Here is a 23553-nt window from a genome sequence, read left to right as displayed (position 1 = left end):
AAATCAGGCGAGTCGCGTGGAAATTGTGCCGAGTTAGGCATACGGTGGCCAGAAGTCGGCCGGATTGGCCGAGAACGTATGTGTGGTCAACGGAGGACTGAAGGGTGAACAAGGCCCAACTCATCGAGGCGCTCTCGGATCGTCTCGGCGACAAGAAGGCTGCCGGCGCCGCTGTCGACGGTCTGGTCGATGTGATCGTCCGCACGGTAAACAAGGGCGAGAAGGTGAACATCACCGGCTTCGGTGTGTTCGAGAAGCGTGCCCGTGCCGCTCGCACCGCGCGCAACCCGCGCACCGGCGAGACGGTGAAGGTGAAGAAGACCAACGTGCCCGCGTTCCGCGCCGGCACGACGTTCAAGGACGTGGTGAGCGGCGCGAAGAAGCTGCCCAAGGTGTCCACGGCTCGCTCCGGCAGCCGCGGCGCCACCACCACGACGAGCCGTGCGGCGTCCACGCGCACGGCGGCGGCCCGTCCGGCCGCGTCGCGCTCCACCACCACGACCCGCACGCGGGCCGCGGCGGCGAAGCCGGCGACGAGCCGTACCACGGCGGCGAAGAGCACCGCCGCGAAGTCGACCGCGAAGTCGACCTCGGCCAAGGCGTCCACCGCCAAGAAGGCCACCACGGCCAGGGCGAGCACGGCCAAGTCGACCGCCACCAAGGCGGCTCCGGCGAAGACCACGGCGGCCAAGTCGACGGCCAAGAAGGCCCCGGCCAAGGCGACCACCAAGGCGACCACCAAGGCCACCACCAAGGCCGCGGCGAAGCCGGCCACCCGCTCGACCGCCAAGACCGCCACCAAGGCCACGACGACGAAGGCCGCCAGCAAGGCCCGTCCGGCCGCGAAGAAGGCGACCACCACGCGCAAGAAGTGACGCGCCGGTAGCCCCATTCCGTGAAGGCCACCCGCCGGTTTCCGGTGGGTGGCCTTCACGGTCTCCGGACGTAGTCCGCCGCGACGAGCCGTGCGCCGCCGTCGACGGTGAAGAACAGCGCCCAGACGCTCCCCTTCTTGCTCTCCAGGCGGCGCATCGGCATGGGCAGGTCGCCGGCCACTCGGGACAGCAGGTCCGGGATCACCCCACCCTGACTGCACACGACCGGCGTGCCGCCGCCCGCCGCGAGCTCCCGCAGTCGCGCCACGGCCCGCTCCTCGGCGCCCTGGTACGCCTCTTCGGACAGCAGCGGCTCGTCCAACACCGGCACACCCGCGTCATCGGCGATCCCCGCCACCGTGTCCACGCAGCGGACCAACGGGGCCGAGTAGACGCGATCGGCGCCGTACAGGCCGGCCAGGGCCCGTAACGCGGGCAGCTGGCGCCGTCCGTTCTCCGACAGCGGCCGCTCGACGTCCGGCCCGTCCCACTGGTCCCGGCTGCCCGCCTTGGCGTGCCGCACCACGAGCAGCGTCGTGAGGTCCGCCGGCAGCGCGGTGAACGACGACACGATCCCGGAGTCGTGGTGGTAGGACAGTAGTTCCGCCGCGTCCTGCGGCGAGCACCAGCGCAGCTCGTCGACTTCCTCGTTGGGCGCGAACCCGCCCCCGGTGTGCCGCGCCGCGTAGTAGTCGACGACCTTCGTCGCCCGCACCGGCCGGGTGACCCGGTAGCGCACCTGCCCGAGGTGCCGCCCGAGCGCGACCAGGGAACCGGTCTCCTCGGCCACCTCCCGCACGGCACCGGCCCACGCCGGCTCGCCGGGCTCCAGCTTCCCCTTCGGCAGGCTCCAGTCGTCGTACCTCGGCCGGTGCACCACCGCGAGCTGGACGTCCTTGCCGGTGCGGTCGTTCGGGTCCGGACGCCACACCACCGCGCCCGCGGCCTCGATTCCCCCCGTCACCGTCAACCCTGGGCGACGTGCTCGCGCAGCAGCTGTGCCTGGTGGTCGGTCACCGAGGAACCCTCCGCCGGGGACGCCGCCCAGTCGCCGTTCTGTTCCAGCACCCAGCACCGGGTCGCCGGATCGAGCGCGGAGGTGAACATCGCGTCCAGCTGCGCGGTGAGCCGCCGGTCGGTGATCCGCACCTGCACCTCGACGCGGCGGTCGAGGTTGCGGTGCATCAGGTCCGCGCTGCCGATCCAGTGCTCGTCGGAGCCGACGAAATGGAACACCCGCGAGTGCTCCAGGAACCTGCCGAGGATCGAACGCACCCGGATGTTCTCCGACAGTCCCTCGATCCCCGGTTTCAGCGCGCAGATCCCGCGCACCACGATGTCGACCCGCACCCCGGCCTGCGACGCCCGGTACAGCGCGTCGATGACCTGCTCGTCGACCAGCGAGTTGATTTTGATCCGCACCCCGGCCGGCCGTCCCGCCCGCAGGTGCTCGATCTCCCGCTCCACCTGCTCGACGATCCCGCGCCGGATCCCGTACGGGGCCACCAGAATGCTGCGGTAGGTGTCCTGGCGCGCGTAGCCGGTCAGCACGTTGAACAGGTCGGTGAGGTCCGCGCCGATCGACGGCTCCGCGGTGAGCAGCCCGACGTCCTCGTACAGCCGGGCGGTCTTCGGGTTGTAGTTCCCGGTGCCGATGTGGCAGTAGCGGCGGATGACCGAGCCCTCCTGGCGCACCACGAGCGCGGTCTTGCAGTGGGTCTTGAGGCCCACCATCCCGTACACCACGTGCACGCCCGCCTTCTCCAGCTTCCGCGCCCACTTGATGTTCGCCTGCTCGTCGAAGCGTGCCTTGATCTCCACCAGCGCCACGACCTGCTTGCCCGCCTCGGCCGCGTCGATCAGCGCGTCCACGATCGGCGAGTCGCCGGAGGTGCGGTAGAGGGTCTGCTTGATCGCCAGCACCTTCGGGTCGTTCGCGGCCTGCTCGATGAACCGCTGAACGCTGGTGGAGAACGAGTCGTACGGGTGGTGCACCAACACGTCGCCCTCGTCGCGCAGGGTCGCGAACACGCTCTTCGGCGTCTCCCGCTCGCCGAACGCGGGATGGGTGGCCGGTACGAACGCCCGGTCCTTGAGGTCGGTGCGGTCCACCCCGTGCAGCTGCCACAGGCACACCAGGTCGAGCAGCCCGGGCACCACGACCACGTCGTGCGGGTCGACCTCCAGCTCGCGCAGCAGCAGCTCCAGCATGTGGTCGCTCATGTCGTCGGCGACCTCGAGCCGCACCGGCGGGCCGAACCGCCGCTGCGCCAGCTCCCGTTCCAGCGCCTTCAGCAGGTCCTCGTCCTGGTCCTCCTCGACCTCCAGGTCGGCGTTGCGGGTGACCCGGAACGCGTGCACCTCGGTGACCTGCATGCCGGTGAACAGGTCGCCGAGATGCGCGGCGATCAGCTCCTCCAGCGGCAGGAACACGGTCCCCAGGTTCGGGTCGACCCGCACCAGCCTGGATACGTTGTCCGGCACCTTGACCCGGGCGAACCGCTCGCCGCCGCCGGCCGGGTCCCGCACGGTGACCGCGAGGTTCAGCGACAGCCCGGAGATGTAGGGGAACGGGTGCGCCGGGTCGACCGCGAGCGGGGTCAGCACCGGGAAGATCTGCTCCCGGAAGTAGCGGGTGAGCCCCTGCCGTTCCTCGCCGGTGAGCTCCGACCAGCTGGCGATCCGGATGCCGCGTTCGGCGAGCGTGGGCCGCAGCCGCCGCTCCCACGCGGCCGCGTGCTGCGCCACGAGTTCCTGGTTGCGCTTGGCGATGTAGGCCAGTTGTTCGCGCGGGGTCAGCCCGTCGGCGCTGCGCACGGTGAGCCCGGTCTCCTCGCGGCGCTTCAGCCCGGCGACCCGGACCATGTAGAACTCGTCCAGGTTGGACGCGAAGATCGCGAGGAACTTGGCGCGTTCGAGCAGCGGCTGCGACTCGTCCTCGGCCAGCGCGAGCACCCGGGCGTTGAAGTCCAACCAGGACAGCTCACGGTTGAGGTAGCGGTCGTCCGGCAGGTCGCTCTCGCTGACCGGCGGGGTGACCGCGGGCGGTGCCGACGGGACGGGTCGGGGCTCGGGCGCCGGGATCGAGGACCCGAGATCGTGCGTATCGCCGTTCTCCCTGGTCCCAGTGCTGGTCTCCGCGTTGGTCTCCGTGTTGGTCTCCGTGCTGGCTCCCGTGCTGCTCTCCGTGCTCACGGCGTCCATTGTCCAGCAACTACCGGTCGGTGGCGCGTCCCGCGACGAACGGATCGATGAACTTCGCCGTGTGCGGTCCGAGGCCGAGACCGATGGCCACCGCGAGGTCGGCGGCGGTGTCCACGTCGCAGCGCAGCGTGGCGAGCCCGTCGCCGACCGGTGTCGCGCCGCCGGCCAGGTGCGCGGCCGCTGAGCCGGGACCGAAGCGCGGGTCGAGCGGACCGCCGGGCGCGGACAGCAACAGCGTCGTGCCGGTGCCGGGGCGGTCGGCGCAGAACGCCCGCCGCCCGCCCGCCTCGGCGATCGCCGAGGCCAGCTCGGCGGGCCGCAGCGCGGGCAGGTCGGCCTGCAGCGCCCCGACGACACCGTGCGGGTCACCGGCGCGCAGCAGGTCGGCGCCGTGCTGGAGCGCGGCGTTCAGCCCAGACAGGCCGCGTTCGTCGACCGACTCGACGCCCATGCCCGGCAGGGCCTCGTCGACGGCCTTGACCGCCCGGGGGTCCTCGCAGACGACCAGCACCCGCCGCACCCCGGCGGCCGATGCGGCCGCGGTCAGCGTGTCCAGCAGCAGCGCCAGCACCACGTCGGCGTGCGGTCCGGGAACCGCGCCGCGCAGCCGCGACTTCGCCCGGTCCAGCCGTTTGATCGGGACGACCAGGTCGACGGCCGGGTCCATCGAGTGCTCCACGCGCTCCATGGTGGCGCAGGTGCCGGCCCGGCGTCGGAGCCGGGGCATATTCTTCCGGCAGTCGTCGACGAGAGGAACGCACGTGCCGGCACGAATCGAGAAGAGCGGTTTCTGGGTCATGGTGACCGCGTTGATCTTCTACCCGCTCTCCTGGATCGGGAAGACGGTGTCGGTCGGTGGTGAGCGGATCCGCCGCGAGGGCGGTGTCCTGCTCGTGATGAACCACGTCTCACACCTCGACCCGCCGGTCGACGCGGTGTTCGTGCACCGGCAGGGCCGGGTGCCCCGGTTCCTGGCGAAGGAGAGCCTGTTCCGGGTACCGGTGTTCAAGTACCTGATCGGCGGCGCGGGCAGCATCCCGGTCGCCCGGCGCTCGGCCGGGGCGGGGGAGAGCCTGACCGCGGCGAACGAGGCGCTGCGGTCGGGCAAGCTCGTCATCATCTACCCCGAGGGCACGATCACGAAGGACCCGGACGGCTGGCCGATGCGCTCCCGCACCGGGGTGGCGCGCCTGGCCCTGGAGAACGACGTGCCGGTCGTCCCGGCCGCCCGGTGGGGCACGAACCACATCTTCGACGGCTACAGCAAGAAGTTCCGGCCGTTCCCGCGCAAGAAGGTGCACATCCGGCTGGGTGAGCCGGTGGACCTGTCCGCCTACCGTGACCGGCCGATGACCAACGAGCTGCTGCGCGAGGTCACCGACCTGCTGATGGTGAAGGTGCGCGACGAGCTCGCCGAGATCCGCCAGGAGCCGGCGCCGTCGGAGTTCTACGTCGCCCGGCGGACCGTCGAGTGAGCACCGGTCCCATCGCGGTGCTCGGCGCCGGCTCGTGGGGGACCGCGTTCGCGAAGGTCCTGGCCGACGCCGGCAGCGAGGTGACCCTGTGGGCGCGGCGGGCCGCGGTGGCGGAGTCGATCGCGGCGGAGCGGTCGAACCCGGACTACCTGCCCGGCGTGCCGCTGCCGGCCCTGCGGTCCACTTCGGATCCCCGGGTGGCGCTGAACGGCGCCGAGGCGGTGGTCCTGGCGGTGCCGAGCCAGAGCCTGCGGCACAACCTCACCGCGTGGCGGAACCTGATCGACCCGTCGGCCACGCTGATCTCACTGGCCAAGGGCGTCGAGCTGGGCACGCTGCGGCGGATGTCCGAGGTGATCGTCGAGGTGCTCGGGGTGCCGGAGAGCCAGGTCGCGGTGGTGTCCGGGCCGAACCTGGCCAAGGAGATCGCGGCCGAGCAGCCGACCGCGTCGGTGATCGCGTGCACCGACCACGACCGGGCGGTGGCGGTGCAGGAGGCCTGCACGACCGGCTACTTCCGCCCGTACACCATCACCGACGTGGTCGGCTGCGAGCTGGGTGGTGCGTGCAAGAACGTGATCGCGCTGTCCTGCGGGATGGCCGGCGGTCTCGGCTACGGCGACAACACGCTGGCCACGCTGATCACCCGAGGCCTGGCGGAGACCTCGCGCCTCGGCGTCGCGCTCGGCGCCGACCCGATGACGTTCGCCGGCCTGGCCGGCCTCGGCGACCTGGTGGCCACCTGCGCGTCGCCGCTGTCCCGCAACCGCGCGTTCGGCGAACGCCTCGGCCGGGGTGAGACCGTCGTCCAGGCGCAGGCCGCCGCCCACGGCCAGGTCGCCGAGGGCGTGAAGTCCTGCTCCGCGATCCGCGAGCTCGCCAAGCGCCACGACGTCGAGATGCCCATCACCGAGGTCGTCCACCGCGTCTGCCACGACGGCTTCGACCCTCGCGAGATGGCCGCCGACCTCATCGGCCGCAAGACCAAACCCGAACGCTGACCCGGTCGGTCGCGGTCAGGCGAGAGGGAACCGCATGACCGGGTCCATCGTGGGTCGGGGGAGCCGCCGGTGGGCTCGATCGTGATGCCGATCAGGTCCGCCTGGCCGAGGTCGTCGACGGCGAGGGTGGTGGTGCCGCCGTCGGGGAGCAGGCCGGCCGAGCGGACGGCGCCGTCGCCGATCTTCCAGGCCTGGTAGTCGCGGTCGGGGCCGGGTGCGGGCAGGTCGTGGGTGACGTGCTGGACGTTCGACAGGTTTTCGGAGCGGCCGCCGAACCGGATTGGCCCCGGCACGCTCCCACATCGTGGGCGGTGTTGCCCGCCGCCGGCCCGGGTGGTCTGCTGGTGGCGTGACCACGAGCTGTCCCTCCCGGTGATCGAGCCGCCGTCCTCCGCTGGTTCTCCCGAGAAGGTTCCGACCCCGATGTTCGCCGTGCCAGAGAACACCGTCGCGCGCGCCACCACCGCCCCGACCGTGCATCCCGCCCTGATCGCCCGCCAGTACGCCGAGGACCGCGCCAGCTGGGCGCACCTGCTGCGCTACGACCCGGACGAGCGGTACACCGCCCTGGTGCACCGGACGCCCGAGCAGGAGGTGTGGCTGATGAGCTGGCTCCCCGGCCAGGCCACCGGCCTGCACGACCACGGCCCGTCCGTCGGCGCCTTCACGATCGTCTCGGGTGAGCTGACCGAGCACGTGCTCCGCGACGGCGGCACCCACCGCCTGGTGGCCGGCCAGTCGCGGGTCTTCGCCCCGGGCTACCTGCACGAGGTCGGCAACGAGGGCGCGGATCCGGCGGTGAGCCTGCACGTCTACCGGGCCACCCGCACGATGACCGCCTACCGGGCGCTGCGGAACGTCTCCTAGCCCGGCCCCGGCCGGCTCGTCACGTGCTCCGGCACGGGCACCCCGGCCGGCAGCTCCGGGCACGGGTCCGGTGGGCCCCAGGACCGCCGCAGCGGCAGCACACCCGCCCACGTCGGCCGGTCCAGGTCCGCCTGCTCGTCGCCGGGCGGGCCGGTGCGGATCTTCACCGCGGCCTCGGTCAGGTCGAGCGCCAGCACCGCTGTCGCGGCCAGCTCACGCTGGTCGGGCTCGCGGGCGTACTCCCACGACCCCGGCGCGAGATGGTTCGTGATCACCCGCAGCGCGGCCAGCTTCTCGTCCCGCCCGGTCACCGCCCTGGCCCGGCCGTGCACCACCGCCGACCGGTAGTTCACCGAGAAGTGGAACACCGCCCGGCTGTAGACGATCCCGTCCAGCAGGGTGACGGTCACGCACACCTCGGCGCCCCCGGCCGCGGCCCGCAGGCTCGCCGCCCCGGTCGAGCCGTGCACGTACAGCGTGTCGCCCTCCCGCCCGTAGCCGGTGGGCAGGACGACCGGCGCGCCGTCCGCGACGAACCCGAGGTGGCAGATCAGCCCGGCGTCGAGCACCGCGTGCAGTGCGCCGCGGTCGGCCACGGCCCGCTTCTTGCCCCGGCGGATCGTGCTGCGCTCAGTGGGTGACAGTGCGTTCACGTCCACCAGCGTCGCCGGGGTAGTGGCATCCTTGAAGGGCCACGAGTCGCCGTTTCCGAAAGGCCACTTCCATGCCGGAGACCCCAGCGCTGCCGGTGACGCTGGACCGCGCGTCGGTCACCCCGCTCGCCGTCCAGCTCGCCGAACAGCTCCGCGCCGCCGCGGGCGACGGCCGCCTGCGCGCCGGGGACCGCCTGCCCTCCACCCGCGCGCTGGCCGGCGAGCTGGGAGTGAGCCGCACCGTCACCGCCGCGGCCTACGAGCAGCTGCACGCCGAGGGCTGGATCGCCGGCCGGCACGGCTCCGGCACCTACGTCACCACCGAGCCACCCGGCTCGCCCCGCCCCGCCACCCGCCCCGCCCGCCGCGCCACCGGCGACGTCACCGCCCTCGACCTCACCCCCGGCTCCCCGTGGGCCGGTGGCATCGACCGCGCCGCCTGGCGCCGGGCCTGGCGGGCCGCCGCGCACGTGGCACCCATGGTCCGGCCGAACCGGGCCGGGCTGCCGGCCTACCGCGCCACGGTCGCCGAGCACCTGCTCCGCCACCGCGGCCTGCGGGTCGGGACCCTGTCCGGGCAGGACGGCGGGGACGCCGTCCTCGCCACCTCCGGCACCAGCCACGCCGCCGCCGAGCTGGCGAACGCCGTGCTCCACCCCGGCGACGTGGTCGCCGTCGAGGAACCCGGCTACCAGCGGGCGGTCGGCGCGCTGCGGGCGGCCGGGCTCACCGTCGTGCCGGCCCCCGTGGACGCGGAAGGCCTGGTGATCGACTCGGTGCCGGCCGCCGCCCGCGCGGTGTACTGCTCGCCGGCGCACCAGTACCCGCTCGGCGGGCGCATGTCGGCCGCCCGCCGGGTCGCCCTCGTGGAGCGCGCCCGCGAGCGCGGCTGGCTGGTCGTCGAGGACGACTACGACGGCGAGCTGCGCTACGACGTGGCCCCGCTGCCGCTGCTGGCCGCCCTGGCCCCGGACGTCGTGGTGCACCTCGGCACCACCAGCAAGATCCTCACCCCGACGCTCGGGGTCGGCTGGATGGTCGCCCCACCGCGCGTGGTGTCCGCGATCCTCGCGCACCGCGACCGCACCGGCTCGAGCCCGGCACCCGCCGGCCAGCTGGTCGTCGTCGAGTTCGCCCGCGGCGGCGACCTCGGCCGGCACCTGCGCCGCCTGCGCCGGGAGCTGTCCGAGCGCCGCTCGCTGGTCGTCGACACGCTCGTGCGCGGCGGGGTCCGGGTGCTCGGCGACGAGGCGGGCGCGCACGTCGTGGTCCCGGTGTCCTCCGCCGAGGTCGAGCGCGACCTGGTCCGCCGCGCGCTCGGCCGGCGCCTGCTGCTCGACGGCCTGGCGCGCCACCACGTCGGCCGGGCCACCTGGTTCGGCATCGCCCTCGGCTACGCGGCCTGCTCCCGCGACGAACTGCGGGACGCGCTGCCGGTCCTCGTCGAGCTGGTCCGCGACGCGCCCTAGGCCCCGGTTCGGCGCTGCGTGCCGAGCGGCGGCGAGTAGGGTCGAGCGCCATGGCCAGCCAAGAGCGTATGCGCGTGGCAGTGGTGTTCGGTGGACGGAGCAGCGAGCACACGGTGTCCTGCGTGTCGGCGGCGAGCGTGCTCGCCAACCTCGACCAGGACCGCTTCGAGGCGCTGCCGGTCGGGATCACCCCGGAGGGTGCCTGGGTACTCGGGCCGGCCGACCCGGACCGGCTGCGGATCGAGGGGAGCACGCTGCCCTCGATCACCAGCGGCACCGCGCTCACCATGCCGGCCGACCCGACCTCGACCGGCCTCGTGGTGCTCGAACGCGGCCGCGAGGGCGAGGTGCTGTCCCGCGTCGACGTGGTGTTCCCCGTGCTGCACGGCGCCTACGGCGAGGACGGCACGATCCAGGGGCTGCTGGAGATGGTGGGCCTGCCCTACGTCGGCGCCGGGGTACTCGCCAGCGCGGTCGTCATGGACAAGGCGTTCACCAAGAAGCTCCTCGCCGCCGAAGGGCTCCCGGTCGGCCGGTACGAGGTGCTGGACCGCGACACCGCGACGCTGACCGGCGACCAGCGGGAACGCCTCGGGCTGCCGGTGTTCGTCAAGCCGGCCCGCGCCGGCTCGTCGACCGGGATCACCAAGGTCACCGACTGGTCCGAACTGGACGGTGCGGTCGCGGCCGCGCGGGAGATCGACCCCAAGGTGCTCGTCGAGGCCGCGATCGTCGGCCGCGAGGTGGAGTGCGGCGTGCTGGAGTTCCCGGACGGCCGGGTCGAGGCGTCGCTGCCGGCGGAGATCCGGATCACCGCGGACGGCCCGGAGTGGTACGACTTCGAGACCAAGTACCTGAGCGACGCCGCCGAGCTCGACATCCCGGCCAAGCTCGACGACGTGGTGCTGGAGCGGCTGCGGGAGACGGCGGTGGCCGCGTTCCGCGCCCTGGACTGCCAGGGCCTGGCCCGGGTCGACTTCTTCGTCGGCCCGGACGGCACGCTGACCGTCAACGAGCTGAACACGATGCCCGGCTTCACGCCGATGTCGGCCTACCCGAAGATGTGGGCGGTCACCGGCATGGACTACCCGACCCTGCTGTCCACGCTGGTCGACACCGCCGTGGCCCGGGGCACCGGGCTGCGGTAGTGCTGCTCTGGCTCAACGGGCCGTTCGGCGGCGGCAAGACCCAGACCGCCTTCGAACTGCGCCGCCGGCTGCCGGGCAGCGTCGTCTGCGACCCGGAGCAGGTCGGTTTCGGGCTGCACCGGACGATGCCGAGGACGCTGCGCGGCGACTTCCAGGACCTCGCGGCGTGGCGGCAGGGCGTGGTCGAGGTGCTGGACCTGGTGCTGCGGCGCCACGACGGCCCGGTCATCGCGCCGATGACGCTCGTCGAGCCGAGGTACTTCGCCGAGGTCGTCGGGCGGCTGCGCGACCTGGGGCACGACGTGCGGCACTTCGCGCTGCTCGCCTCCCGGGAGACCGTGCTGCGCCGGCTGCGGGAACGCGGGATCGGGCACGCGCTGTCCGTCGTCGCCGGGCAGGTGTCGTTGCGGCGGGAGAGCTTCGCGGTGGCCAAACTGGACGGCTGCCTGGACCGGCTGCGCGGCGAGGAGTTCGCCGAGCACGTGTGGACCGACGACCTTCCGGTGCCGCGCGTCGCCGAGCGAGTCGCCGCGTCGGCCGGGCTCCCGCTCGCCCCGAACACGGACGGCCCGTTGCGCGGCCGGGCACGCCGCGCGTGGACCGGGGTCCGCCACATCCGGATAGTGCGGTGAAGGACGCCGTCAGCGGGTCCGGACCGGCGCGGGGTCCAGCGTGGACGCGACGGTGGCGGAGATCTGCTGCAGGGGCCCGGTCCCGGTGTGCTCTGGCACGGTCAGTGCGATGTAGACGCCGCGGTCGACCACGTACCAGGTCGCGGCGCTCTCGCCGGGAACCACCAGCCACTGGACGTCGTCGATGACGCGCAGCGGCGAGGTCGGGGTCAGCTCGGCCGGCCGGTTCAGGCCGCAGCGCAGCACGACCGGCTCGCGGACCTGGTCGCCCCACGCGGCGGTCGCCGGTGGGGCCGGCTCGGCGAGCGGCAGGCGGTCGAGCGCGTCGCCGGCGTTGGGCAGCGCGTCGGGGAGCGCGCCGGTCAGCGTCCGGCACTCCGCCGAGCCGGCACCCGGCGCGTCGACCGTGACCAACGCCACCGGGCCGGTTCGGGGTGCCGCGGACGTCTGGGCGGTCTCGCCGCTCGTGTCCGTGTCGTCGCCGCCGACGAATCGGCTCGCCACGATCACGCCGAGCACGAGCAGGACGACGAGCCCCACCGCGACCCGCAGCCCGACCGGGGACAGCTGCTGTTCCGACACGCCTCTACTAGAGCAGGTGTCAGAGATGAACCACTGGGCAGGTCAACGTTCGGGTGATCCCGTCCACGTTCTGGATCCGGGCCACGACCAGCTGGCCGAGCAGGTCGACGTTCTCCGCCTCGGCGCGCACGATCACGTCGTAGGGGCCCGTGACATCCTCGGCGGTGGTCACCCCGGCGATCTGCCCGATCTTCGCGGCGACGGCGGCGGCCTGACCGACCTCCGTTTGGATCAGGATGTATGCGTGGACCACGGCGCGCCCCTTCGTGTCGAACAGTCCTCTAGAGGTAGGAACGTGAGCAGCAAAAGGTACCGCAGTTCTCGATCGTTTGGGGATCCGACTATCGGAGGTGGTCGTGCCGGACAGCGATGAACCGCGGGAGACCGTGGCCGACATCGGTGAGTTCGGGCTCATCGGCCGCGTCACCGCCGGCCGCCGCCAGCCGGCCACGACGCTGCTCGGGCCGGGTGACGACGCCGCCGTGGTGGCCGCCGCGGACGGGCGCGTGGTCGCCAGCACCGACGTCCTGGTCGAGGGCGTGCACTTCCGGATGGACTGGTCAACGCCGGAACACGTGGGGCGCAAAGCGATCGCGGTCAACATGGCGGACGTCGCCGCGATGGGCGCGGTGCCGACCGCGCTCCTCGTCGGGCTCGCCTGCCCGAAGTCCACCGACGCGGGGGTGGCCGAGGCGCTGGCCGCCGGCATGTGGCAGGAGGCCGCCCGCGCGGGCGCCGGACTCGTCGGCGGCGACGTGGTGGCCGCCGACCAGATCGTGATCAGCGTCACGGCGCTCGGCGACCTCGAAGGTCGCGCCCCGGTCACGCGCGGCGGCGCGATGCCCGGTGACGTGGTCGCGGTGTGCGGGCGGCTCGGCTGGTCCGCGGCCGGGCTCGCCGTGCTCGGCCGCGGCTTCCGGTCCCCGGTGACCGTCGTCGGCGCCTACCGCGCGCCGGAGCCGCCGTACCCGGCCGGTCCGCAGGCCGCGCTCGCCGGGGCCACCGCGATGATCGACGTGTCCGACGGCCTGCTGGCCGACCTGGCGCACATCGCCGAGGAGTCCAGCGTGGCCATCGACGTGCGGACCTCTCTGGTCCAGGTCCACCAGCGGCTCGTCGAGGTGGCCTCCGCGCTCGGCGCGGACGCGCGGCACTGGGTGCTCACCGGCGGCGAGGACCACGCGCTCGCGGCGACGTTCCCTGACCCGAGGGAGGTCCCGGACGGCTGGGTCACGATCGGCACCGTCGGCCGGGGCGGCGGGGTCACCGTCGACGGCCTCCCGTACGAGAAGCCGCCGGGCTGGCAGCACTGGCGGTGACGCAAAACCCATGGCGCGGCCGGTCCGGTCGCGGGCAGGATCGGGCCGTGCGGATCGATGTGTTGCCCTATGACCACCCGGACGCGGTCACCCTGATCGCCGAGGTGCAGCAGGAGTACGTGGTGCGCTACGGCGCGCCGGACCGGGCTCCGGTCGACCCGGCCGAGTTCGCCCCGCCCGAGGGCCTGTTCCTGGTCGGCTACCTCGACGGCGCCCCGGTCGTCTGCGGCGGCTGGCGCGTACACGGCGACGGCGACGCGGAGCTCAAGCGCATGTACGTGACCCCGGCCGCGCGTGGCCGCGGCCTCGCCCGGTCGATGCTCGCCGAGCTGGAGCGCACCGCGGCCCTGGCCGGGCACCGTCGGCTCGTGCTGGAGACCGGCCTCCGCCAGCCGGAAGCGATCGCGCTGTACCGGTCGTCCGGGTACACCGAGGCGCCCCGGTTCGGGCACTACGCGGACGAGCCGCTGAGCGTGCACCTCGGCAAGCCGCTGGAGGAGGTCGCGTGCCCATCTACGCGCTAGGCGAGCACGAGCCGACGATCCACCCGGACGCCTACGTGCACCCCGATGCGGTCGTGATCGGCAACGTGCACCTCGCCGCGGAGTCGTCGGTGTGGCCGACGGCCGTGCTGCGCGGCGACTCGGGCGGCATCTGGGTGGGGGAGCGCACCAACGTCCAGGACGGCACGATCGTGCACTGCACCGAGTGGCACCCGACCCGGATCGGCCCCGACTCGGCCGTCGGGCACAACGCGCACATCGAGGGCGCCACGATCGGCACCGGTTGCCTGGTGGCGTCCGGCTCGGTGCTGCTCAACGGATCCGTGCTGGAGGACGGCTCGGTGCTCGGCGCGGGCGCGGTGATGTCGTTCGACGGTCACCTGCCGGCCCGCCGGATGGCGCTCGGCGTGCCGGCGCGGGTGCGGGAGAACCACGAGGTGGCCCCCGAGCTGGTCGCCGCGATCGTGGCGAACTACGTGGCGCGGATCGCCCCGTACAAGGCGGGGCTGCGCCGCCTGTCCTGAGCGACCCGATAGGGTCTGCCGCTGTGACGGCACGACCCCTGTCCGAGATCGTCGAAGCAGGCTGGGCCGAGGCGCTCGCCCCGGTCGCCGACCGGATCACCGCGATGGGCGAGTTCCTCCGCGCCGAGATCGCCGCCGGACGGACGTACCTGCCGGCCGGGGAGCACGTGCTGCGTGCCTTCCAGCAGCCGTTCGCCGACGTGCGCGTGCTGATCGTCGGGCAGGACCCGTACCCCACGCCCGGTCACCCGATCGGGTTGTGTTTCTCGGTGGCACCGGACGTGCGCCCGCTGCCGAAGAGCCTGGTGAACATCTACCAGGAGTACGGCACCGACCTCGGGTACCCGCCGCCGGCCAACGGCGACCTGTCCCGGTGGACCGAGAACGGTGTGCTGCTGCTGAACCGCGCGCTCACCGTGGAGCCCGGCCGGCCGAACTCCCACCAGGGCAAGGGCTGGGAGGAGGTCACCGAGCAGGCCATCCGCGCACTCGCCGCGCGGGGCGGGCCGCTGGTGGCGATCCTGTGGGGCCGCAACGCACGGAACCTCAAGCCGCTGCTCGGGACGGTGCCGTGCATCGAGTCCGCGCACCCCAGCCCGCTGTCGGCACGCAGCGGCTTCTTCGGTTCCCGGCCGTTCAGCCGCGCCAACGAGCTGCTGGAGAGCCAGGGCGCCCAGCCCATCGACTGGAAGCTGCCCTGACCCCGCCTGTCAGCTAGGTGTCACCGGCCGTCGCCACGGCCGCCGTTCCACCATGCTGAGCGGATGGACTCGACGATGGTCGACCGGCTGGTTCAGGCCCGCGACGAACTCGAGCGGTTCCGGATGACCGCCGTGTCCGCCGACGACCTCGTCGAGGTCACCGTCGGCCCCCGCGGCGAGCTGGTGGACGTGGCGCTCGACCCGCGGGTGTTCGGGTCGGAGGCCGACGCGCTGGCCCGGACGATCGTGCTGACCGCCGACGAGGCCCGCGACCTCGCCGCCGACCCCGTGCACGACCTGGTCCGCCCCATGCTCGGAACACACCGTGCCCACGGCCCGGTCGACGTTGTCTTCGGTCCGGTGCTCGCCGAACTCGACCGCAGGGCCGCGCTGCCCCCGCCGCTGCCGAGCCTGGACGGACGCCCCTCGGTCGACCCACCCGACCTCGCCGCGTTGCGCGCGTCGCTCCTGGCGCTGCGCGACCTCATGGCCGACGCCGAGCAGAGCGCGGAGTCCCCCGACGGCCTGGTCGTCGCCACGGTCGGCGGCCGGGGCGAGCTGACCGACCTGAAACTGGACGAACGAGCCCTCCGCCGCAGCGACACGCGTTGGTTGTCGGAGTCCGTCGTCGCCACGGCCCGCGCCGCGACCGAGACCCTGTTCGCCGGGCTGCGCCGGGAATTCGAACGAACCTGAGTGGCGGACACGAAAACGGGCCGCTGGGATGCTCCCAGGGCCCGGTTCGTGTCTGTCGGCTCGCGGAACCTCAGCCGCGGGTGACCTTGCCCGCCTTCAGGCAGGAGGTGCACACGTTCATGCGCTTGCGCTGCGAAACACCGATCTTCGCGTGCACGGTCTGGATGTTCGGGTTCCACCGGCGGTTGGTGCGCCGGTGCGAGTGCGAGACCGACTTGCCGAAGCCTGGCCCCTTGCCACAGACGTCGCAGACGGCAGCCACGTCAGGCACTCCTTTCTCGGGGAACCGACCGATACGGTCAGCAGGTTCATCTGGCCGGCGTTCATGCCGGGCAGGTCAACAGGGTAACGGCTCGCGTCGGCGGCGCGCACACCGGCCCACTAGTCTCCGCATGTCGATGCCGGAGACCAACGGGGCGGGGTGCGGGAGGGCTGATGTTGCGGGCGCTGGACGCCGCCCAGGTGCGGCGCTGGGCGGTGGCCTGTGTGCAGTCGCTCGACGCGCACCGGGAGGCGATCGACCGGATCAACGTCTACCCGGTGGCCGACGGCGACACCGGCACCAACCTGCTGCACACCATGCGGGCCGCCCTCGACGCCCTGCTCCGCGCGCCGGCCAGGGCCAGGTCGGAGGCGGGGGCGGCGCTCGCGGAGCTGGCGCGCGGGGCGCTCGCCGGCGCGCGCGGGAACTCCGGCGTGATCGCCTCCCAGCTGCTGCGGGGCTTCGCCGACGCGCTGGCCGGCAGCACCGAGCTCGGCGGCGCCGAACTGCGGTCGGCGCTCGACGCGGCGGCCGCCCGGGCCGAGGCGGCGCTGTCCCACCCGGTGCCCGGCACCATGATCAGCGTCGTCCAGGGCGCGGCCGAGGCCGCCCGGTCCGCGGACTCCGACGAGCTCGGCGACGTGGCCGGTGCCGCCGCCACCGGGGCGGCCGCCGCGCTGGAGCGGACCCCCCGCCAGCTCGCCGTGCTCGCCGAGGCCGGCGTGGTCGACGCGGGCGGGCGGGGGGTGGCGGTACTGCTGGACGCGCTGGTCGCGGTGGTCGCCGAGCAGCCGGCGGCGCTGGTCGCGGCCGCGCGGGCCAGGGAGCTGCCCGCGCCGGAGCTGTCGATGTACACCGCGCGGGAGGCCGGGTCGGACCAGTTCGCCTACGAGGTCATGTACCTGCTGTCCGAGGTCGCCGGGAACGGTGTCGACCCGGTCGGGCGGCTCCGCGACGCGCTCGTCGGCCTCGGGGACTGCGTGTCGGTGGTCGGGGACGGTGCCGGGCTGTGGACCGTGCACGTGCACTGCAACGACGTCGGCGCGGCGATCGAGGCCGGGATCGAGACCGGGCGGCCGAGGAACATCCGGGTGGCCCGGTTCGCGGACGCGCCGTCGGCGGAGGCGTCGCGGTTCGTCCGGGACCGGGCGGTGGTCGTGCTCGTGCGCGGCACCGAGCTGGGTGACCTGCTGGTCGGCGAGGGCGTCACCGTGGTGCCCGTGGAGGGTGAGGAACCCGCGTTCCGCCTGCTCGAGGCCATCACGGCGACCGGCGCGTCACACGTCAGCGTGCTGCCCGCCGACGCGGGCCTGACCGAGACCGCCGACGAGGCGTCGATCCGCGCGGTCGCCGCCGGCCAGGACGTGGTGGTCGTGCCGTGCGCGTCGCCGGTCCAGGTGCTCGCCGCCGTGGCCGTGCACGACCCGCGCCGCCGCGCCGGCGACGACGTGGTGGCGATGGCCGAGGCGGCGGCCGCGACGCGCCGGGGCGAGGTCGTGGTGGCGGCCGAGGACGGCATCACCTGGATCGGCGCCTGCTCGGCCGGGGACGTGCTCGGCTTCGCCGACGGCGAGGTGGTGCTGATCGAGCCCGGCCCGGCGGGGGTGGACGCCCTGGACCGGGCCGCGTGCGGGGTGGCCGAGCGCATGCTGGGTGTGGGCGGCGAGCTGGTCACGGTCCTGCTCGGCGCGTCCGCGTCCGACGAGCTGGCCGACGAGCTGACCGACTACCTGCGCCGCGAGCACCCGGAGACCGAGGTCGTCGTCTACCACGGCGGCCAGCCCGACGCGGTGGTCATCCTGGGGGTCGAGTAGTCACCACCCGGTGGCCCCGTCGATGCGTTCGCGCAGCAGGTCGGCGTGCCCGAGGTGCCGCGCGTACTCCGCGATCATCCGCAGCAGCACCCATCGGAGGGAGAACGCGTCGCCGGTCTGGATCTGCGTCCCGGTGTCCTCGGGAGCCGCTCCGGCGACGATCTCCCTGGACCGCTCGACCTGCGCCCGCCACACGGCGACCGCGGCGTCGAAGTCGCCGTCGAGGGACTCGAAGTCCTGCTCGGGGTCGTCGTCGGAGTAGTACAGCATCCCGGTGTCGTCGCCGGCGAACTGCAGGTGCAGCCACCAGCGCTCGACCCCGGACAGGTGCCGCACCAGGCCGTGCAGGGTCAGCGTGGACGGGGGCAGCAGTGCCGCCGAGTGCTCGCGACCGGGGATGTCCGCGCACTTGAGCGCCAGCGTCTCACGCTGGAAGTCCAGGTAGGCGGCGAGCATCGTGTGCTCGTCGGCGAGCAGGGGCGGGTCGAACCGCGCGGGATCGGTGATCTTGCCGGAGATGTTCGACTCGGGTATTGGCTGAAGCGTCATGCGCCGGAGCATCGCACCGCGCACCGACAGTCCGGGGTGGCGCGAACCGGACTGTCGGTGCGGCGCGACATAATCGCCTGCGATGGTCTCCCTGGACGACAAGCTCGAGCTGGCGGTGGGCGCCAAGACCGCCAAGGCGCTGGCCGGTGCCCTGGACCTGCACACCGTCGGTGATCTCGTGCACCACTATCCCCGCCGCTACGCCGAGCGTGGGGAGCTCACCGACATCGCCGGGTTGGAGCTCGGGGAGCACGCCACCGTGCTCGCGCGGGTCAAGAGCGTGAACGAGCGGCGGATGCGGCAGCGCAGGGGGTGGATCCTCGAGGTCGTCATCACCGACGGCTCGCGCACGCTGAACTGCACCTTCTTCAACATGCGCCAGCACTCGGTCAAGCTCAAGCCGGGCGTGAGCGCGCTGTTCGCCGGCAAGGTGTCGATCTACCAGAACAAGCTCCAGCTCACCAATCCCGAATACCAGCCGGTCGAGGAGGAGACCGCGGAGGATGCCGCTATCGACGACTTCCTCGGGCTCATCCCGGTCTACCCGGCCGCCGCCAAGGTCCAGTCCTGGCAGATCGCCAAGTGCGTGCGGCAGACCTTCGAACTCCTCGACCCGCTCGACGACCCGATGCCCGCCGAGCTCCGCGACGGCAGGATGACCTTCGACGAGGCGATCCGCGCGATCCACTCCGCGAAGGACTGGGCCGGGGTCAACGCCGCCCGCAAGCGGCTCAAGTGGGGCGAGGCGCTGGCCGTCCAGCTCGCGCTCGCCCAGCGGCGCAGCGCCGCGACCGCGCGACCGGCCCCCGCCTGCCCACGCAAGGACGACGGCATCCGCGCCGCGTTCGACGAGCGGCTGCCGTTCCAGCTGACCGACGGCCAGCGCGAGGTCGGCGAGGCCATCGCCGCCGATCTCGGCGACGCGCACCCGATGAACCGGCTCCTGCAGGGCGAGGTCGGCAGCGGCAAGACCATCGTGGCGCTGCGGGCCATGCTGCAGGTCGTCGACGCCGGCCGGCAGGCCGCGCTGCTCGCCCCCACCGAGGTCCTCGCCGCCCAGCACGCCCGTTCGCTCGCCGCCATGCTCGGCGACCTCGCCCAGGCGGGCGAGCTGGGCGCCGCCGAGCACGCCACCCGCGTCGCCCTGCTCACGGGGTCGCTGAACGCCGCGCAGCGCAAGCAGGCCATGCTCGACGTGGCCAGTGGCGCCGCCGGCATCGTCGTCGGCACGCACGCGCTCATCCAGGACAAGGTCTCCTTCGCCGACCTCGGTCTCGTCGTGGTCGACGAACAGCACCGGTTCGGCGTCGAGCAGCGGGACGCGCTGCGCACCCGCGCCGGCGAGAACACCAGCCCGCACGTGCTGGTGATGACCGCGACGCCCATCCCGCGCACGGTCGCGATGACCGTCTACGGCGACCTGGAGACCTCGTCGCTGCGCGAGCTGCCGGCCGGGCGCTCGCCGATCAGCACCGCCGTGGTGCCGGTCGCGGAGAAGCCGGCCTGGCTCGACCGCGCCTGGCAGCGGCTGCGCGAGGAGGTCGCCGAGGGCCACCAGGCCTACGTCGTCTGCCCGCGCATCGGCGAGACCGACGAGGCCGCCGAACTGGAAGCCCTGGAGAAGGACGACAGCCGCCGCCCCCCGCTCGCGGTGCTCGACGTCGCCGCCGAACTGGCCGAGGGACCCCTCAAGGGCCTGCGCCTCGCGGTCCTGCACGGCAAGCTGCCGACCGACGAGAAGGACGCCGTGATGCGCGCGTTCGCGGCGGGGGAGCTGGACGTCGTCGTGGCCACCACGGTCGTCGAGGTCGGCGTGGACGTGCCGAACGCGACCGCCATGGTCATCATGGACGCCGACCGGTTCGGGGTCAGCCAGCTGCACCAGCTGCGCGGCCGGGTCGGCCGCGGCTCGGCGGCCGGCGTGTGCCTGCTGGTCACCGACGCGCTCGCCGGCACCGCGACCCGCGATCGCCTGGACGCCGTCGCGTCCACACTGGACGGTTTCGAGCTGGCCCAGGTCGACCTGGAGATGCGCCGCGAGGGCGACATCCTCGGTGCCACCCAGTCCGGCAAGCAGTCCCAGCTCAAACTGCTGTCCCTGCTGCGCGACGCCGACCTGATCACCGAGGCCCGCGAGGTCGCCCAACGCCTGGTCGCCGAGTCCCCGGACCTGACCGAGTACCCCGGGCTCGCCCGGCTGGTCGCCAACCTGGTGAACGAGACCCGCGCCGAGTTCCTGCAGAAGGTCTGACCCGAGAACGCCCCCGCCGAACCCGGCGGGGGCGTTCTCGTGGCGGTCCTACTTCCCGTTCACGTGTGAGCGGACCTGGTTGCCCTGCTGCGGCTTGGGCTGCGGGGACGGCTTCTCCGCGGCCGCGGGCGCGGGCGCCTGGCCCTGGCCGGCCTCCGCGCCCATCGCCTTGCCGAAGTGGCGACGGGCCTCGCCCAGGATGGCGTAGGTGGCGCTGACCTGTTCGGACACGCGGCGCTCGAAGTCGTCCGCGCGGCGGGTGCGGTCGTTGGCCTCGGCCAGCCGCTGCTCGGCGTCCTCGATGATCTTCGCGGCGCGGATCTTGGCGTTGGCCTGCTGTTCGGTCAGCTCCTTCTCGACCCTGGCGCGGCGCTCGGCGATCTCCTTGTCGCTGGCCTGGCTCCTCGCCTCGGCGTCGGCGACGGTCTTCTCCGCCTGCTGCTGGGCCATGGTCTCCAGCTCGCCGAGGTGCTTCTCGGTCGCCGTGCGCTTCTCGGTCAGCGCCTTGTCCGACTCGTCCGCGCGGCGCTTCGCGTCGTCGACGATCTTGGCCGCCTGAGCCTCCGCGGCCGCCTCGCGCTGGGACAGCGCCTGCTCGGCCTCGGCGCGCTCGGCGGTCCACGCCTCGCGCAGTTTGCCGATCTCGCGCTCCGCGTCGGCGACGATCTTGGCCGCCCGGTCCTTCGCGACCGCCGCGCGCTCGGCCAGCTCACGGTCCAGCTCCGACCGCTGCGCCTGCATGGCCGCCTCGGCCTCCTGCTCCAGCGAGGCCCGCTTGTCGGCGGCCTTCGCGTCGAGCAGCTCCCGCTGCTTGGCCGCCTCGGCGTCCCGCTGCTCGCGCCGCTGCCGCGCCTCGGCGTCGAGCTGGGCGATGCGCTGCTCGTTGGCCTTCGTCGCGCGCTCCAGCTCGACCCGCGCGTCGGCCATCAGCTGCTCGTGCTCGGCCGCGGCCCGCGCCCGCAGACCCTCGTACTCGGTCTCGAGGGACGCGTGGTTCTTCGCGTACTCCTCCTCGAGCTCCTTGCGGCGACGGGCCAGGTCGGCGGTCGTGGCCTCGTGCTTGGCCTTCTGCTCCTTGGCGAAGGCGGCCACGTCGGCGCGGACCCCGGCGGCGTACTCGTCGGCCGCCGCCTTGGTCGACGTCGCGTACTCGTCGGCGGCGGTGCGGCGCTCGGTGGCGTGGTCGTCGGCCTCCTTGCGCACGGCGGCCGCGTACTTGTCGGCGGCCTCCCGGGTGGAGGAGGCGTGCGAGTCGGCCTTCGCGCGGGTCGCGTGGCTGTACTCGTCGGCGTCGGCCCGGGTGGTGCGGTCGTAGTTGTCCGCGTCGCGCTTGAACTCCGCGATCTCCTCCTCGGCCAGCTGCCACATGAGCCGCTGCCGCTCGGACATCGCCTCGTTGCTGGTCGGGTTCGTGGTGATGCGGTTGAGCTGCGCCTTCGCGTCGATCAGCTGCTGCTGGGCGCTGCCGAGCGCCTTGGTCAGCTCGGCCACCTTGGCGACGGCCTCGTCGCGGCTCTTCTGCACATGTCCCAGGTCGAACGTCAGGCGGGTGACTCTCTCGTTGACCTGACGCTGGTTGTAACCCCGGAGAACGGTGTCGAAGCGGGGGACACGGCTGTTTGCATCGGAATCACCAGCGGGCATTGCCCCACCTTAGAGTGGTCGCCTCGGAGAGTGAACCTCGGTGGGCGGCCGATTGCAGCAAACGGCCACTTCCCACGCGATCCGGTGAAGTAGCGCCGACCCACTGGTGATCACGTCGCGAATTGTGTTAACCACTCTCGCGGGCCGATCGAGCGAGCATCCGATCGTGTCGTCCGCAGCTGGCAACTGGTGAAGCTTGCTCACGTTCCTCCGAGCGACTACCGACAATAGGTATGAGGCGAATGGCGAGGGTCGGGGTCGCGTTCCTGCTCGGCGTGGTGGCGGTCGGCTCGGCGGCGGTGCCCGCCGGCGCGGTGCCGACGGACGGATACGTCGTGGTGCTGTCCGACGACCGCGGGGTCCGGGCGGCCGACCTGGCCGACCGGGTCGCCGATCGGTTCGGCAGCACGGTCGAGCACACCTACACCGCCGCGCTGGACGGCTTCGCCCTGTCGCTGACCGCCGCCGAGGCCAAGGAACTCGCCCGCGAGCCGGGGGTGGCCGACGTCGTCCGGGACACGCCGGTGCGGGCGCTCGGCGTGCAGGTGGACCCGCCGTCGTGGGGGCTGGACCGGATCGACCAGCCGTCGTTGCCGCTGGACGGGGTGTACCGGTACCCGAACACGGCGAGCGACGTGCACGCCTACGTGATCGATACCGGCGTCAGCGCGCACCCCGACCTCGGCGCCCGGATCGCGCCCGGGGTCGACCTCGTCGACGGCGACGGCGTCCCGGACGACGGCAACGGGCACGGCACCTTCGTCGCCGGCATCATCGGCGGCACCTCCTACGGCGTGGCCAAGGAGATCACGATCGTGCCGGTCCGGGTGCTCGACGACAACGGCTCCGGCTCGATCTCGGACGTGATCGCCGGCATCGACTGGGTGACCGCGAACGCCGCCGGGCCGGCGGTGGCGAACCTGAGCCTCGGCGGCGGCGCGAACACGGCCCTGGACGCCGCCGTGCGCGGCTCGATCGCCGCCGGCGTGCCCTACGCGGTGGCCGCCGGCAGCTCGGCCAGCGACGCGTCGAACTTCTCGCCCGCGCGCGTGCCGGAGGCACTGACGATCGGCGCCATGGACCGGAACGACTGCGTCGCCCGCCAGTCCAACTACGGCTCGGTGATCGACATGTTCGCCCCCGGCCAGGACATCACCGGCCCGTGGCCCGGCGGCGGCAGCCAGACGATGTCCGGTTCGTCACTGGCCGCCCCGCACGTGGCCGGCGTGGTCGGCATGTACCTGCACGCGCACCCGACCGCCGACGCCGGCACCGCCTCGGCCGCCGTGGTCGACGCCGCCACCGAGGGCGTCCTCTGTGGCGTCCCGGCCGGCACCGCGAACCGCCTGCTCTACGCGGGCGTCGCCTGAACCCAGCTGGCATG

Annotated in this window: 24 protein-coding genes and 1 pseudogene; 15 read left to right on the top strand and 10 right to left on the bottom strand. The window is 73.2% G+C overall.

Annotated features, from left to right (window positions below; genetic code table 11):
* Positions 1-104 precede the first annotated feature (104 nt).
* Entirely contained in the window at positions 105-875 is a 771-nt protein-coding gene (locus JT362_RS17050; RefSeq protein WP_260192204.1) for an HU family DNA-binding protein, read from the top strand.
* Positions 876-930: 55 nt separating this feature from the next.
* Here the strand turns inward: JT362_RS17050 and JT362_RS17045 are convergent, their stop codons facing one another.
* From JT362_RS17045 to cofC, 3 genes are read right to left on the bottom strand one after another with little or no spacing between them, the layout of a single operon-like run.
* A complete protein-coding gene (locus JT362_RS17045; protein ID WP_260192203.1) occupies positions 931-1839 on the bottom strand; it encodes an NUDIX hydrolase in 909 nt (302 codons plus the stop codon).
* A 2-nt stretch (positions 1840-1841) separates the two neighbouring features.
* Positions 1842-4079 carry an RNA degradosome polyphosphate kinase gene (locus JT362_RS17040; protein WP_260192202.1) on the bottom strand — a complete coding sequence of 746 codons (2238 nt, stop codon included), beginning with the start codon at positions 4077-4079 and terminating at the stop codon, positions 1842-1844.
* Between the two features lie 10 nt (positions 4080-4089).
* Positions 4090-4746: a 2-phospho-L-lactate guanylyltransferase gene (gene cofC, locus JT362_RS17035; RefSeq protein WP_260192631.1), complete on the bottom strand. Its 657-nt coding sequence runs from the start codon at positions 4744-4746 to the stop codon at positions 4090-4092.
* 130 nt (positions 4747-4876) lie between these two features.
* On the opposite strand from cofC, the gene JT362_RS17030 reads away from it, so the two are divergent.
* Together JT362_RS17030 and JT362_RS17025 are read left to right on the top strand one after the other, a co-directional pair.
* Positions 4877-5554 carry a lysophospholipid acyltransferase family protein gene (locus JT362_RS17030; protein ID WP_260192630.1) on the top strand — a complete coding sequence of 226 codons (678 nt, stop codon included), beginning with the start codon at positions 4877-4879 and terminating at the stop codon, positions 5552-5554.
* Positions 5551-6555 (top strand): NAD(P)H-dependent glycerol-3-phosphate dehydrogenase, encoded by a 1005-nt coding sequence (locus JT362_RS17025; protein WP_260192201.1) that lies wholly within the window; start codon positions 5551-5553, stop codon positions 6553-6555. Before JT362_RS17030 ends, JT362_RS17025 begins: the two co-directional genes overlap by 4 nt.
* A 107-nt stretch (positions 6556-6662) precedes the next feature.
* On the opposite strand, the pseudogene JT362_RS35625 reads toward JT362_RS17025, so the two are convergent.
* Positions 6663-6848, bottom strand: a pseudogene (locus JT362_RS35625) (anti-sigma factor domain-containing protein); the annotation flags it as partial.
* Positions 6849-6978: 130 nt separating this feature from the next.
* Here JT362_RS35625 and JT362_RS17015 point away from each other — a divergent pair.
* Positions 6979-7422, top strand: a complete 444-nt coding sequence (locus tag JT362_RS17015; RefSeq protein ID WP_260192199.1) for a cysteine dioxygenase — start codon at positions 6979-6981, stop codon at positions 7420-7422.
* Here the strand turns inward: JT362_RS17015 and JT362_RS17010 are convergent.
* Entirely contained in the window at positions 7419-8075 is a 657-nt protein-coding gene (locus tag JT362_RS17010; RefSeq protein WP_260192198.1) for a pyridoxamine 5'-phosphate oxidase family protein, read from the bottom strand. The two genes, JT362_RS17015 and JT362_RS17010, sit on opposite strands and share 4 nt — an antisense overlap.
* Positions 8076-8146: 71 nt before the next feature.
* On the opposite strand from JT362_RS17010, the gene pdxR reads away from it, so the two are divergent.
* The 3 genes from pdxR to JT362_RS16995 are packed head-to-tail and all read left to right on the top strand — an operon-like array spanning position 8147 to position 11324.
* Positions 8147-9544 carry a MocR-like pyridoxine biosynthesis transcription factor PdxR gene (gene pdxR, locus JT362_RS17005; RefSeq protein WP_260192197.1) on the top strand — a complete coding sequence of 466 codons (1398 nt, stop codon included), beginning with the start codon at positions 8147-8149 and terminating at the stop codon, positions 9542-9544.
* Positions 9545-9594: 50 nt separating this feature from the next.
* Positions 9595-10692 carry a D-alanine--D-alanine ligase family protein gene (locus JT362_RS17000; protein WP_260192196.1) on the top strand — a complete coding sequence of 366 codons (1098 nt, stop codon included), beginning with the start codon at positions 9595-9597 and terminating at the stop codon, positions 10690-10692.
* Positions 10692-11324: an AAA family ATPase gene (locus JT362_RS16995; RefSeq protein WP_260192195.1), complete on the top strand. Its 633-nt coding sequence runs from the start codon at positions 10692-10694 to the stop codon at positions 11322-11324. The genes JT362_RS17000 and JT362_RS16995 overlap by 1 nt, the downstream gene beginning before the upstream one ends.
* A gap of 9 nt (positions 11325-11333) precedes the next feature.
* Here the strand turns inward: JT362_RS16995 and JT362_RS16990 are convergent, their stop codons facing one another.
* Positions 11334-11906, bottom strand: a complete 573-nt coding sequence (locus JT362_RS16990; protein ID WP_260192194.1) for a DUF3515 domain-containing protein — start codon at positions 11904-11906, stop codon at positions 11334-11336.
* Between the two features lie 19 nt (positions 11907-11925).
* Positions 11926-12159, bottom strand: a complete 234-nt coding sequence (locus JT362_RS16985; RefSeq protein ID WP_260192193.1) for an Lrp/AsnC ligand binding domain-containing protein — start codon at positions 12157-12159, stop codon at positions 11926-11928.
* 103 nt (positions 12160-12262) lie between these two features.
* On the opposite strand from JT362_RS16985, the gene JT362_RS16980 reads away from it, so the two are divergent.
* The 5 genes from JT362_RS16980 (at position 12263) to JT362_RS16960 (ending at position 15649) form a co-directional block, all read left to right on the top strand.
* Positions 12263-13225, top strand: coding sequence for a thiamine-phosphate kinase (locus JT362_RS16980; RefSeq protein WP_260192192.1), 963 nt, complete (start codon positions 12263-12265; stop codon positions 13223-13225).
* 47 nt (positions 13226-13272) lie between these two features.
* Positions 13273-13749, top strand: coding sequence for a GNAT family N-acetyltransferase (locus JT362_RS16975; protein WP_260192191.1), 477 nt, complete (start codon positions 13273-13275; stop codon positions 13747-13749).
* Complete coding sequence (locus JT362_RS16970) at positions 13731-14252, top strand: gamma carbonic anhydrase family protein (RefSeq protein WP_260192190.1); 522 nt, start codon at positions 13731-13733, stop codon at positions 14250-14252. The genes JT362_RS16975 and JT362_RS16970 overlap by 19 nt, the downstream gene beginning before the upstream one ends.
* A gap of 23 nt (positions 14253-14275) precedes the next feature.
* Positions 14276-14953: a uracil-DNA glycosylase gene (locus JT362_RS16965; protein ID WP_260192189.1), complete on the top strand. Its 678-nt coding sequence runs from the start codon at positions 14276-14278 to the stop codon at positions 14951-14953.
* Positions 14954-15016: 63 nt separating this feature from the next.
* Complete coding sequence (locus tag JT362_RS16960; protein WP_260192188.1) at positions 15017-15649, top strand: YbaB/EbfC family nucleoid-associated protein; 633 nt, start codon at positions 15017-15019, stop codon at positions 15647-15649.
* Positions 15650-15719: 70 nt separating this feature from the next.
* Here the strand turns inward: JT362_RS16960 and rpmB are convergent, their stop codons facing one another.
* The gene (rpmB, locus tag JT362_RS16955; RefSeq protein ID WP_260192187.1) at positions 15720-15911 is read right to left on the bottom strand and encodes a 50S ribosomal protein L28; all 192 of its coding nucleotides are present in this window, start codon (positions 15909-15911) and stop codon (positions 15720-15722) included.
* A gap of 173 nt (positions 15912-16084) precedes the next feature.
* On the opposite strand from rpmB, the gene JT362_RS16950 reads away from it, so the two are divergent.
* Positions 16085-17725 (top strand): fatty acid kinase ATP-binding subunit FakA, encoded by a 1641-nt coding sequence (locus JT362_RS16950; protein ID WP_260192186.1) that lies wholly within the window; start codon positions 16085-16087, stop codon positions 17723-17725.
* On the opposite strand, the gene JT362_RS16945 is transcribed toward JT362_RS16950, so the two are convergent.
* On the bottom strand, positions 17726-18274 hold the full coding sequence (locus JT362_RS16945; protein WP_260192185.1) for a DinB family protein: 549 nt from the start codon (positions 18272-18274) through the stop codon (positions 17726-17728).
* Positions 18275-18356: 82 nt separating this feature from the next.
* On the opposite strand from JT362_RS16945, the gene recG reads away from it, so the two are divergent.
* A complete protein-coding gene (gene recG / locus JT362_RS16940; protein ID WP_260192184.1) occupies positions 18357-20525 on the top strand; it encodes an ATP-dependent DNA helicase RecG in 2169 nt (722 codons plus the stop codon).
* A gap of 48 nt (positions 20526-20573) precedes the next feature.
* Here recG and JT362_RS16935 read toward each other — a convergent pair whose 3' ends face one another.
* Positions 20574-22169 carry a coiled-coil domain-containing protein gene (locus JT362_RS16935; RefSeq protein ID WP_260192183.1) on the bottom strand — a complete coding sequence of 532 codons (1596 nt, stop codon included), beginning with the start codon at positions 22167-22169 and terminating at the stop codon, positions 20574-20576.
* Between the two features lie 242 nt (positions 22170-22411).
* Between JT362_RS16935 and JT362_RS16930 the strand changes: the two genes are divergently transcribed.
* On the top strand, positions 22412-23539 hold the full coding sequence (locus tag JT362_RS16930) for a S8 family peptidase (RefSeq protein ID WP_260192182.1): 1128 nt from the start codon (positions 22412-22414) through the stop codon (positions 23537-23539).
* Positions 23540-23553: the final 14 nt, after the last annotated feature.

The sequence above is a fragment of the Actinophytocola gossypii genome (assembly GCF_025165815.1).
Lineage (GTDB): Bacteria > Actinomycetota > Actinomycetes > Mycobacteriales > Pseudonocardiaceae > Actinophytocola > Actinophytocola gossypii.
Note: the sequence above shows the minus strand (reverse complement) of the source record. Positions and strands in the feature narration are given on the sequence as shown.